Consider the following 11,561-nt stretch of genomic DNA (forward strand, 5'->3'; position numbering starts at 1 on the left):
CCGTCTGGCCCGTCCACAGGGACGCGCCAGACGGTGGGGTGGCAGATTGTGGTGGGCGGGACACGGAGATGCGGCTCGTTGCTGTGCAGGCATCGCAGGAGGCGGCCGTCAAACTGGTCGGCGGCGAATCGGCTCCCGGTGTCAGTGCGCAGGAGATCCGAAGCAGAGGGGTTTGCGCACAGCGCTCGTCAGGCACCCCGGGCAGAGACGGCCCGGCGGTGCGGTGCTCATGCGCAGCGTCCAAGGTCCGAGCCAGGTTCTCGACGGACGGCGAAGAATGGCCGGGTGGCGGCCAGGACCTGCGCGTCTGACCGTGCTCAGGCAGTGGCCACAGGCCGGGCCGCGCTGCATCTCCCGCGGTGCGGACGAGAGATGCAGCGCGGCGTCTGTGTCAGGCGGCGTCGGCGATTTCGCCGAACTCGTGCGGCTCGCGGGTGCCCTCGGCGCGTAGCTCGGTGCGGTCGAACGGCGCCTCGATCACTACGGCATCCGCCTCCTCGTCCGCCACCTCCTCGTCCGCCACCTGCTCGTGGGCCGCGAGGACATCGACGATCTCGTCCCGCTCGCCGGCATCGGGCATCTGCGTCACGTCGGTGACCAGCGCGGTGTCAGAGATATCGGTTCCCTCATCGTCGAGATCCTGAATCTCGTCGTCGTCGTCGACTGTCGCCGTCCACCCCCGGTAGAGCTCCTGCTCGTCGTCGGTCAGGGGGTACTTACGCTGGCGCAGCTCGTCGTACCAGGCGACCGCCGCCTCCTTGTCGATCCACATCTGGTGCGGCTGAGTGGTGCCGTTCAGGTTGTACTCCAGCGTGCAGATGTACTTGGCGACCAGGCTGCGGCGCAGCCGGTCCTCCCCGGCGCCGGCGAGGGTATCGGTGTCGGAGCCGCCGAGAGCCCGGTACAGCTCGTCCAAGTCGGCGGAGCGACTCATCGCCTTGCCGAGGGTGGCCGTTCGCAGCGCCGGCACGAACAGGGCGCGGGCCTCCTTGGCGGTGCCGAACTTCTCGACGATGAACTCGCGGCGCACCGTCGCGGCCAGCGTGAGGCGCTCGAGTCGCTCCTTCTCCTGCTGCTCGGCGAGTTCCTTGGCGGCGATCTGTTCTGGGCTGAGGCCACGGTGCGCCGCCGAGACCTCCTTGCGGCGGGTGTAGCCGCGCTGGTCCGGGTCGTCGCAGTACACGATGGTGCGCGCATGTCCGCCGTCCTTCTCCACGAAGGCGTGGAAGCCGGGCTGGGTCTTGACCGCGTCGACGTCGACCGGCCGCCCGTCGGCGTCCAGGAGCAGGTCCGCCCGGACGGCGGTGCCCTCGTAGCCGAACCCCCGCGGCTTGGGCGTCACGTCGACGCTCTCGAGGACCAGATGTGCCTTGGCGACGTCGCGGTTGCGGGCGTAGGCGCGCTTGTCCCGCAGCCGCGACAGCTCGTGCTTGAAGTCGTATTGGTCGCCCAGCTTGTTCAGCAGCTTGCTCTGGGCGTCCGGGTCGTCGGCGAACTCTTCCAGCGCGAGCGCCTGGTCCAGGGTGAGGGTGCCGGCGTTGAGCGCGCGCTGTGCGGTGGTCGGCAACGTGCGGGCTTTGATGGCGGTGCGGACCTGGGCGACGTCGACGCGGCGGGCGTCGGCGATCTGCTGGTCGCTGAGGCCGAAGTCGAGCAGCATCTGGTAGGCCTCGGCCTGCTCGATGCCTTCCAGGTCCTTGTGGTGGTCGTTGACCTCCAGCATTTGCAGGATGAGCTGGATGTCGTCGTCGGTGTCGGCGATGAAGCACGGCAGCTCGAAGCGTTCGGCCTCGATCGCCGCGTTACGGCGCCGGAGCCCGTCGACGACGGCGAAATGCTCGACCGGCTCAGCGTCCTCAATCGGCTTGCCGCTGGCGTCGACGGGCGGGAAGAGCCCGATCGAGCGGACGACCAGCGGGGCGCGTACGCCGAACAGCCGCACCGAGGCGATCAGGTCGTCCAGGTCACCCATCTGCGTGCGCTTGAAGCCCTGCGGCTCGTGCACGTGGCGGGCGTCGAGCAGCCCGGCGCGGAACGGCAGTTGCTGGCCGTCCTGGCCGGTGTTGAGGTGCACCGGACCGTCGACGACCTCACCGGTCAATGCGGGCGCAGCCGTGACCAGCTCGGTGCCGGGCTCGTCGGTGGCGGCGATGTCGTTGTCAGCAGCAGTCTCAGTTGCGATGGTGGTCGTGTCGTTGATGACGGTGGTCACGATGGAATTACCTCCACAGATAGAGCTGTGACGGGCTGCGCTCGGGCGGGCGCCCGAGCGGTGCTGGCCTGATCCGCCCCGGGCCGGCCGATCGACGTGAACCCGCAAGGGCCTACCCCGGCGATCACATCGACGGGGTAGTGGCTGGTAGGGGTGGGCTTGCGGGGGTGCGGCGCGGGCGGCCAGGATCAATGGCCAGCCCCGCCGGCCCCCGATCCGGGGCCAAGCTGACGAGACAGCCGACCTCTGAAAACCCAAGGCCGTAGTTTTTGTTGGCGCCGCCGTTGACGGAAGCGGCGTGGGCGGTGCGCGCGTTCAGCGACGACAGGCGTCAGTCAGCGGCGGGCCGGCGCAGGCGGTGCGCGGGCACGTGGGCCCGTACGACACTGGTCACGAGTCTGGTCAACTGGCTTCCCGGTCCTTCGCGGACGGCGCGCCTACAGGCCACGACGGCCATTGCGTGTTCGCCGCGACGCCACGCGCACCAGGCGGCCAGCGTCGCCGGGCCGCAGGCGTAACGGTCCGGGACGCGGCGGGTCACATCCAGCCACAGATCGCGTTGCCACATGCACGCGCACACGGCGCTCCACGCTGTCTCGAGGACGTCGCGGTGGGTCAGGGCGAGCGCCAGTTGCGCCAGCTGCGCGGCGGTGAGGCGCTGGCCGCTTTTCGCCGTGGTCAGAACGTCGTCGAGTAGACCGGGGACGGCGGCATCCGGCGCAGCTAGGGCCGCCACCGCGGCCTCCGTCTCTGCCTGTCCTACCAGGTCGGGGGCAATCAGAGTGTCCAGGTCCTGGCGCGACGGTAAGGCCACCATGCCGGCGTAGGTCAGCTGCGTGGCGACCGCGCTGGTGGCCGGGTCGATATCCATACCGCGGCTGGCCTGGCACGAACAGCTGTCGAGCAGACACACGCACCGTGATCCGGTGACCCACAGCAGCGTGTGCAGCGGCCAGAACAGATCGAGGATCCGGCCGATCGTGGTCAAGACAGGCCGTATCGGGGGTGGGCCGTAGCCGATGAGCGCGACCTCGGCGCACGGCTCGGCCGGCGCCTGCAGCATCAGGTGCTCGCTCAGCGCCTCGGCCGAGAACCGCAACGGTTCAGCGGCCACCCCCAGGATGCGCCGATCCGCGGCGAGGTACACCGCGACGATCTCGTCACCCGGGTGATAGCCCAGCAGGTACGGCACGGCACCCAGCAGGTCCTGCGGGCGGCGGACAGTGGTGTCAGGTGACGAATCGGCCATGATCACAGGCGCCTTTCAACAAGGGTTTGGGCGTGCGCCGCAGTGCCGGCACCGCTCCAGCGGCGTGGCAGGCGACCGGGGCGTGGAGGGCTTGGCGTTACGAAAAGCGGCGTCGGCATCGATGTGGGCGGTGGGCGTGTTGGTGCCGCGCGACGCTGCTGGCTCGGCCGGCGCGCACACGTGCCAACCGATTACGGCCCGTCGGGACAAGGCGGCTCAGCGATATCCGGCCTCGGCGGGAGCGCACCGAGCACCCGCACGGTGGTCGTGGCCCTGATCGGCTTGTCCTGAGGGCCTCGCAGATGCGGCCGTACGACGATCCAGTCCCGCAGCTTGCGGCCCGGCCCGTACGGCTGGTGGCGCCAGTGCGGTGTCACCCACCAGCGGTAACCGCGGTCGCTGCCGACGCCGGTGCCGGCGGGCCGGGCAGGCGAGGAGGTGGAACGCGCACCGCGGATCGCCACCAGCGCTACCTCGGGTTCCGGCCGCCGCGCGCGCCGGTAGGCCCGGCGAATCGACGTGTCGACCTTCGCCGGCGCTGTTTCGGCCAGACGCTGACGGATGAGCCGCCACGTCGTCAGCAATGGGGCCGCCGGGTGGGTGGCGGTGACGGGCTGCCCGGGGCGCAGCGTGACCGCGAAGACGGGGATCAGCCAGCCGACCTCACCGCGCAGCTGCTGCAACGGCACTGGCGCGAGGCCGTCACCGATGCTGCGGTACCCGACGAGCTGCACTACGTCGCCGTGGCTGCTCCACGACGCGGCCACACAGCGCCGACGGGCGTCGACCGCTTCGGCCCATGCGACGAGACCGTGCGCGGCCGGCAGATCACCCGGCACGAACCCCAGCCGCGGTAAGACCCGGGCGGCGTTACGCGTCAGGACGGTGAACTCCTGGTCGATCCAGTACAGGCGGGCGACCGTCAGACTTGCCGCCAGCGGTGCACGTAACGCGGGTTGGCTGAGCCCGAACGGCAACGCGACCTCACCGCCGATCAGCGCGGCCAGCCGGTCACGGACTTTCGGCAGCGTTGTGGCCGGCAGCGCGACGGCCTCCCATTGCCCGTCAACGTTCAGCGCCCGGCCGGGGCGCAGCGTGGCGAGGACCTGTCGCAGCATGGCGGCCAGGTGCGCCGCCACCTCAGCGGCGAAGGACATACCGTGCGTCAGGATCCGCTCCAGCAGGCCGGCCAGGTCGCGGGCCTCGACCAGCGCGGCGCACTCGACGCAGGCCGACCAGCGGGTGCCGTAATCCCGCACCACGTAGCCGTCCGGAGTGTCCACCCGGGCCAGGACCCGCTGGGTCGTTGCGTAGACGAACAGGATCTTGGGGTCGGTGCAGAAGTCGCAGAAGTAGGTGGCCTCGACGGCGTCAGCGGCCACCGGCACGGGCGGGTGGTCTGCGCCCTTCCAGATCGGATGCTCGTAGGACACGGTCCCGGAGGGCAGCTCGGCGTACCGATCGAGCGGACTGCCGCAGGTGCCGCACACGAACAGCGGCGTCTGCGTGTCGGCAGTGATATCGGGGCCGGGAGCATCAGGGCCGGTGCGGCGCGGCGGTGGCAGCGCGGCCTTGGACGTCGAGGGGAAAAGGTGCCGTTGAGCCGGCATGGGACTACCTCCAGAACGCACGGCAGGGCGCCCACCGATTCGGTGAGCGCCCTGCATGGGCAGCGGTGGATGCGGTGACGTGCGGCTCCGTCAGGCTGCGGCGGCGGCCAGGCGCAGCGCCTTCGACGCGGTGGTTTCCATCCGGTACGCCGCGTCCGCGTCGTCGATGCTGCGGGCCACGGAGGTGACGGCCTGCATGATGCCGCCGGCGCTCAGATCGGCCCCGGCGATGAAATGCGCCAGGATGGCGTCCTGCTGCTCCTGGGTGTAGTGCAGCTGCTGCGAGACGACCTTGATCGTGGTCTCCGGTCGGCGGACCGTGACCCCGGCGGCGCGTTCCAGATCGGCGACCGCGCGGGCGACGAAGTCGACGTTGAGGTAGTTGCGGATCGTGTCGACGGTCTGAGATGTGATCAGCTGCAGCAGGGCCTTCATCGTTTCGGCTGACGGGTCGACGATGCCGTCGTCGTCGGTGATGCGAGCACCGACGTGGGTGCGTCCGACGGTGCCGCGTTCGACGGTCTGCCCGTTGGTACACACCTCGATGCGCAGCCACGGGGCCAGTGAGTAGCGGCCGTAGCCGGTCTCCGAGTTCTTCAGCAGGAACCCGCCGGAGATGACCGGCAGGTCGCTGCCACGGCGCCCGTCGAACGGGCTGCGGTAGTTACGCAGCAGCTCGGGAGCCATGACCTGCACCTCGGGGGACACAAACCGCACGTACATGCGCCGGTCGGTCAGGTCGCAGGACGCGATGTTCACCGCGACGCCGGCCGTCTCGATGCCCCTGATCGCGGCCATCAGGACGTCGAGGTTGTCGATGCGCAAGTACCGGTCGGACAGGAACGCCCGGGCGGTGCCCTCGGCGCTGTCGATGTTGTCGCGCAGGCAGCGCACGAGGAACCGTCGGTCGTCGCGTTGCAGCCAGCTGTTGACGTTGGTGTCCAGCAACGGCACGTTCTCCGCCGCCAGGCGACGAAGGTAGGCAACGGGGATGTCGAGTTTCGCTCCGACACCGCCCAGCGCGACGTCGGAAAGACCGAAGATGCCCGGGGCGAGGTCCACGCCGGTCGAGGTGAGCAGCGGCGCCGTCCGCGGGATGATCAGGTTGCCGTTGTCCGCGTGCAGCGTCGCGGCGCCGGCGATGACGTCGACCGACCGGCTGTGCTGGTCCCTGAGCTTGGCGATCAACGTGTTCATGCCGATGTGGCGGTTCGGTGCTACGGCGAGTGTTGGCTGAGCCATGAGTACGGGCCTTCCGTGCAAGGCAGCCACCGTCAACGGTGGCGGCCGGCGGGTACGCCCGCCGCAGGCCGTAGTCGGCTGGGACGAGCGCGTGCTGGCCCGCGGTGCCGGGGCCGTGCCCGGCCGGCCGGAGCGGCAAGGCGGCAGGACGAGGAGATCTCTGGCCGAAGGCCAAGATGTTCTCGGACCGCCTTGCGCCCGGTGCCGGGTCGGCCACCGTGCCCGGCCAGCACCGCCGCCCTCGCCGGTGCCCGGACCGGGGAACCGTGGTCCTGGCGAAACGGTTCTGAACGGCGGCACCGCATCCCGGGGACAAGGCCACGCCATGTCCGATCGGGCGTGAACACGCGGGCGGGGCGGCGGTTCGCCCGCGCACCACCGCTCACCGGAGCCTTCTAGGTGCCCGGTGCCCGCATCAGGACGGACGCGGTTTCGGCGCGTCAAGAATCCAGGTAGCGCCGACGTGAGCTGGGTATCGGCCGGTGTTGGCGCGGTGACCCGGATACCACGGTGGTGAGGGATCATCGGTCCGTGAGCGACGGCGTAGCACTCGGCTCGGGCGATGTGCGGTACCTGCCGGGCAGTCGATGTAGCGCTCTGACACCAGTCGGACGAAGTCGACGTCCGATGCGAAGGCCACGTACTCCCCGCGCGCGACGGTGCCGCCGAGCCGGTCGCAGCACGACACGGACACGGGGTACCAGCCGGTCACGGCGAAGGTGACGACGTGGCCGCAGGACAGGTCAAGCGCGAACACGCAGCGCCGGTGCTGCTCGCGGGGGCCAGCCGGCGGTGGGGTGTTAGCCGTCGCGTGGTCGGCGTCGTGGCAGGGCCGGCAGATCGGCCCGAGGTCGGTGTCGTAGCCGGCGTCGCAGGTCTCGCACACGATCCGCAGGCAGCTGCGGCATTCGCCGGAAGCGGTGGTGCCCAGGTCAGCGTTGCAGAATCCGCATGAACCAGTCAGGCAGGTCGTGGTGTGCTGCCCCAAACGGTGGCGGTGGCACGGATGCTCAGTCATGGCGGCCTGCGCCGGCAACGGCGGAACCGTGGTCGTCTCGAGGCGGTAGCGCGTCGTTCGCGGCGGGTACCGGGCGCGGCCGGGCATGGCGGAGAACGCGGCGGCCGGTCATGATGCGCTCCCGGTGAGTTCAGCTGCGGTGCGCAGGAACTCGCGGTACGCGTGGTCGGCGATGTCGACGACCACGGCGAGCACCTTCCGCGGAAGATCGTCGGCGTCACGGAATGCTTCTGGGACCAGCTGACCAGAGGCCACGGAGATCTGGTCAGCGATGGTGACCATGACCAAGAAGCCACCGTCGCGGCAGTCACCGCTGACGGTCGCCTCGATACCGACAGCGGTGACCGGTGCCGCGAGGAGCAAGATCTGCTGTTCACAGCAATGGTCGATGAAGGTCGCGACGTCCGTGCCGAAGTCACGACCGCCGGGGTTCATCAGCGTGAACAGAGTCGGTAGATCATCGGTGTCGCCGGCCACGAGTTCATCCAGCCGGGCCAGATCAGCCCAGACGGTCAGGCCAGAGCCAGCCGAGGACACCGTCCGGTTTACGGCGCGCCGCCGTGCAAGCGCTGCGCGGACGAGGTCTGTAAGGAACATGCATTACTCCTGAACATCGAACAGGGCGCCCCCCCGCATGGATGAGCGCCCCGATTGGCAAATAGCAAAGTGGAGTAGTCGGCTTCACCAGGGCGGAGCAAGCCGAAGGTTCAGCTCGTGTGACGCCGCGGGTGATAGAGCTCGATGGCGGTGTCAACGGCATCCCGGTCGGGGCGGCCCGCACCGCACAGGTCACTGACCGTCCATGCGAGCCGCAGCAGCCGGCCATAGGCCCTCGGGCTCAGCTGGCCGGCATCGAGCAGCCGCCGCAGACCTTTCGTGAAGTCCGCATTGGCGGAGAAGCCCTCCTGCGCCCACCGCGCGGCGGCGGCTGCCCGGGCCGCGGCGATGCGCGCCGCGACCGTTGCGGGTGACTCACCTGCGGTGGCTGCGCCTGATGTCGCCGCGATGGTGACGGCGAGGTCCAGGCGGTCGGAGATGGCGCGCAGTGACGTGGACCATCATCGGTTGACCTGCGTCCGAGGTAGTGGCGTTGGGTGGCATCGAGCGCGCTGGTCAGCGCGGGCATCGAGTGGCACATGGCCTTGCGGTGTGGCCGCCCCGGGGGTCGAAAGGCTGCGTCTTGCGGCGGCTGAACTGCCGAGATCGCCCGTCCCGAGGACGGCCGCGTGCGGCACGCTTCCGGCGATACGGCAGCTAGCTCGTCGTGCGTACGTCACGGGCTCGCCGACGAGGCGCCGGAGGCTGGGGGTAGGTCATTCCCAGCTCGAACAGGGTGACCGTGCCGCGCTGCTTCGCGTGGTAGAGCGCGATGTCGGCGTCGGTCAAAGCGTCCGACCACGAGGTGGTCGTCGCCGCATAGGCGATCCCCGCGCTGCCGCGAACATGCACCGATCCGGTGCGACTGTCGGTGATGATCGGGGCCACCGCTTGCGTCGCGATCTGCAGCGCCTCGGATGCGGTGCAGTCGGCCAAGATCAGCGCGAATTCGTCCCCACCGAGCCGGCCCGCCTACCCGCGGTGCTGTGACGCGAGGTCGGCCAGGCGTGCGCCGAGAGCGCTTAGCACCCGATCACCGGTGGGGTGCCCATGTTCATCATTCACGGACTTGAAGGTGTCGAGATCCAGGACGATCACGAAACGTCCATGGTCGTTGCTCGCGGTGTACGCCTGCTCGAGCCCGTCTCGGCTCAATACGCCCGTGAGACGGTCGCTGCGGACACGCTCGGCGAATGCGTCGTTCTGTCGACGAAGGTGGCGGACGGTCGGCGTCGCACTGAGCCGGCCGGCGAGCGCGCCGACCAGCGCCGCTGCGGCAAGGGCGGCAACCAGAGTCTTACGCATGAAGAAATGTCCCTTCACGGTTGAGCCGTCTACGCGGAGCAGCCCAAGGGGCCGAGCACGTCGGACGGCAGAGACATAGGCGCCAAGCGGTGATGGCCGTACTGCCTGACTGTTTCCGGGCAACGGCGATCACGCCCGCGGAGGCGGATATGACCGCCGCCCGCGTCACTGCGGCTGCACCTCGAGGTCGACGAGGCGACGAGCGCGTGCTGGCCCCGCAGGCCGGGGCACGGCCTGGACTGGCGGGCGGCAAGGCATCAGGAACGAGAAGATCTCTGGCCGAAGGCCAAGATGTTCTCGGACCGCCTTGCGTCCGGCCCGGGCCGTGCCACCGTGCCTGGCCAGCACCGCCGTCCGCATCGTGCGGCGCCGGCCGCCCCGATGCGCTGCCGCCATGACGGCGCTCACCGGTTGTCGACGACTGCTTCGCGCCGCGCAGCCTGGACCGCGGTCTCTGTGTCCTGCCATGTGCTGAACCGACGGCCGGCCAGTCGCTTCAGGAACGTCGGTATGCGATTGGCCGACATCCCCACCAACGGCGGGCCCAACACAGCGAGCAGGTCGGAGGCACTCCGAGCCGCCCCGCGAGCCCAGTCCAAGATCGGTCGTAGTGCTGACCGGCGCGGGGAGCGTGTGCCCCTGACCGTGGAATGGCTGGCCCGGGCGGGACCGTGCCACGTCCCTCCGCTGCGCGCCCGCAGTCAGCGGGCCCATGCAGCGCTGCGGCATCTGCAGGACGAATTGACGCCGCTGGTCCGGGCGACCCCGCCGGTGCCGGACGTGCCCCGCGAGTTCGCTCGCCACGCCCGCTGGGTCGACCCGGCCCTGATCGGCGAGGTGGCCTTTCGGAACTGGACTTCCGAGGGCCGGCTGCGGCACCCGGCGTGGCGGAGACTGCGCCTCGACCGGGCGGCGTCATCGGTGCGGGGCCTTGCGCGGCCGTTCGTGCAGCCTTCGCCCGGCGTTGTTGTGGGGCGATGGCGACGCGCGACGGCCGGTGGCGCGTCGAGATCGTGCGCCGGGCATCGGGGCAGTTTTACCGGCTCGTGCACGGCGACAACGCCGTCGACGACCTGGTCATCGCCAGCCTCGAGCGCCTGCTGGCCGAGGCCGGCGTCGACATGACAGAGCTGGAGGATGTGCTCGCCGCCCCCGGTGCCCGCCCCGGTCGAGGTGTCGCTTAGCGGCGACGCTACGCGCTGCTCGGCTCGCATGCGGCAGGGGAACGGGGGTGTCTCTCGTCAGGTCAGGTGCGGGATACCGGTGGTGTCTCGCGCAGGCCCGCGACCGGCTGCTGGTATGAAGGGCGCCGGGGGTGCTGCACGAGCTCTTCCCAGGGGTCAACCGGTCGCGGCACGGCATGCAAGGTCGCGGCGGGTGGCTCCGGCGGGTCGACAGCCGGCGCCTCCGGTGTACCGACCGGATCGGGTGGCGGGGGTATCCGTAGACCGGGTGGGGGTCCGGCGATCGACGCTGGAGGTAGGAGCGTCTCGATGGTGCGGGGCCGCCCGGCCCGGCCTCGTCCCCGGGCTCGCAAGGTGACGGTGTGCTGACGCAGCCGGCCTCGTCCCTGGCCGAGCCCGCTCCAGCGTCCGTCCAGCCGTTCGATGGCGAGGTCGCAGCCGTTCCACGCGGTGGTGGGTAGCAGCACGCACCCTTTCTGACGGGCCCTGCTCATCAGGGCCCGCGTGACAGCGTCCGACGTCTGAGCCGGTGCGGCGACGACGACCAGGTCCACCCCGTCGATGAGGGCGCTGACGACGGTCGGCCAGTCGGGGCCCGGCTCGGGCACCAACGCCAACCGCTGCAGCGGGATGGTGAAGTCCTGCCCGGCGGCCAAGGCGCCGAAAGCAGGCAGGCCCACGACGGCCGCCCACGCGCCCTGCGTCATTCCTGCCGCCAGCAAGGTCATCACCAGCGACGTCGAGCCGACCGCGGCCACGGTGGCGCCTCGGCGAATCCCGAACGGCCAAGGAAGCAGCGGGGCGAGTTCAGCAACGACCGGCAGGATGCGCGTGGCGTCCGGTGCGGTGAGTGCCGCATCGTCGGCAGTCCGTACGAGGTCACGGGCCAATGCCGTGTTCTCGCGGTGCAGGCCGGCGGCGTTGATCTCGTCCAGGACACGCCGGACGTCGTCGACACCGTCGATGCGTCCGGACTCACGCCACCCGGAGCGGTCGGTAGAGACACGATGACCGGTCACGGCTGTTCCCCTCCAGGCTGTTCGCGCCGCGAGGGGAAGGCGCGGCTGGCTCGGCACGAGGCTGACTTCGCAGGATCAGCAACGTTCGAACACATGTTCTAGTGCATCAGCTTAGCGGGATGTTC

At 70.1% G+C, this 11,561-nt stretch carries 10 protein-coding genes and 2 pseudogenes; 2 read left to right on the forward strand and 10 right to left on the reverse strand.

The window, feature by feature from the left end; all coding sequences use genetic code 11:
* Positions 1–391: 391 nt before the first annotated feature.
* The 9 genes and pseudogenes from AB0368_RS33305 to AB0368_RS33345 all read right to left on the reverse strand — a co-directional run bounded on the left by AB0368_RS33305 (position 392) and on the right by AB0368_RS33345 (position 9,832).
* Positions 392–2,212, reverse strand: coding sequence for a ParB N-terminal domain-containing protein (locus AB0368_RS33305; RefSeq protein WP_366157989.1), 1,821 nt, complete (start codon positions 2,210–2,212; stop codon positions 392–394).
* 331 nt (positions 2,213–2,543) lie between these two features.
* Positions 2,544–3,461 carry a DUF4192 domain-containing protein gene (locus tag AB0368_RS33310; RefSeq protein WP_366158016.1) on the reverse strand — a complete coding sequence of 306 codons (918 nt, stop codon included), beginning with the start codon at positions 3,459–3,461 and terminating at the stop codon, positions 2,544–2,546.
* A gap of 191 nt (positions 3,462–3,652) precedes the next feature.
* Positions 3,653–5,071 (reverse strand): hypothetical protein, encoded by a 1,419-nt coding sequence (locus AB0368_RS33315; protein ID WP_366157990.1) that lies wholly within the window; start codon positions 5,069–5,071, stop codon positions 3,653–3,655.
* Positions 5,072–5,161: 90 nt separating this feature from the next.
* Complete coding sequence (locus tag AB0368_RS33320) at positions 5,162–6,313, reverse strand: DUF932 domain-containing protein (protein WP_366157991.1); 1,152 nt, start codon at positions 6,311–6,313, stop codon at positions 5,162–5,164.
* Positions 6,314–6,728: 415 nt separating this feature from the next.
* Positions 6,729–7,349 (reverse strand): hypothetical protein, encoded by a 621-nt coding sequence (locus tag AB0368_RS33325; RefSeq protein ID WP_366157992.1) that lies wholly within the window; start codon positions 7,347–7,349, stop codon positions 6,729–6,731.
* A gap of 90 nt (positions 7,350–7,439) precedes the next feature.
* Entirely contained in the window at positions 7,440–7,928 is a 489-nt protein-coding gene (locus tag AB0368_RS33330) for a hypothetical protein (RefSeq protein WP_366157993.1), read from the reverse strand.
* Positions 7,929–8,038: 110 nt separating this feature from the next.
* Positions 8,039–8,377, reverse strand: coding sequence for a hypothetical protein (locus AB0368_RS33335; RefSeq protein WP_366158017.1), 339 nt, complete (start codon positions 8,375–8,377; stop codon positions 8,039–8,041).
* A 208-nt stretch (positions 8,378–8,585) separates the two neighbouring features.
* Positions 8,586–9,233: pseudogene (locus AB0368_RS33340) on the reverse strand (GGDEF domain-containing protein).
* 404 nt (positions 9,234–9,637) lie between these two features.
* A complete protein-coding gene (locus tag AB0368_RS33345; RefSeq protein ID WP_366157994.1) occupies positions 9,638–9,832 on the reverse strand; it encodes a hypothetical protein in 195 nt (64 codons plus the stop codon).
* On the opposite strand from AB0368_RS33345, the pseudogene AB0368_RS33350 reads away from it, so the two are divergent.
* Positions 9,744–10,079 (forward strand): annotated as a pseudogene (locus AB0368_RS33350) (hypothetical protein); the annotation flags it as partial. The gene AB0368_RS33345 and the pseudogene AB0368_RS33350 overlap by 89 nt on opposite strands.
* 131 nt (positions 10,080–10,210) lie before the next feature.
* The gene (locus tag AB0368_RS33355) at positions 10,211–10,417 is read left to right on the forward strand and encodes a hypothetical protein (protein WP_366158021.1); all 207 of its coding nucleotides are present in this window, start codon (positions 10,211–10,213) and stop codon (positions 10,415–10,417) included.
* 62 nt (positions 10,418–10,479) lie between these two features.
* On the opposite strand, the gene AB0368_RS33360 is transcribed toward AB0368_RS33355, so the two are convergent.
* On the reverse strand, positions 10,480–11,436 hold the full coding sequence (locus tag AB0368_RS33360) for a hypothetical protein (RefSeq protein WP_366157995.1): 957 nt from the start codon (positions 11,434–11,436) through the stop codon (positions 10,480–10,482).
* Between the last annotated feature and the right edge of the window lie 125 nt (positions 11,437–11,561).

Source organism: Actinoplanes sp. NPDC051475 (assembly GCF_040689425.1).
In the GTDB taxonomy this organism is placed as follows: Bacteria; Actinomycetota; Actinomycetes; order Mycobacteriales; family Micromonosporaceae; genus Actinoplanes.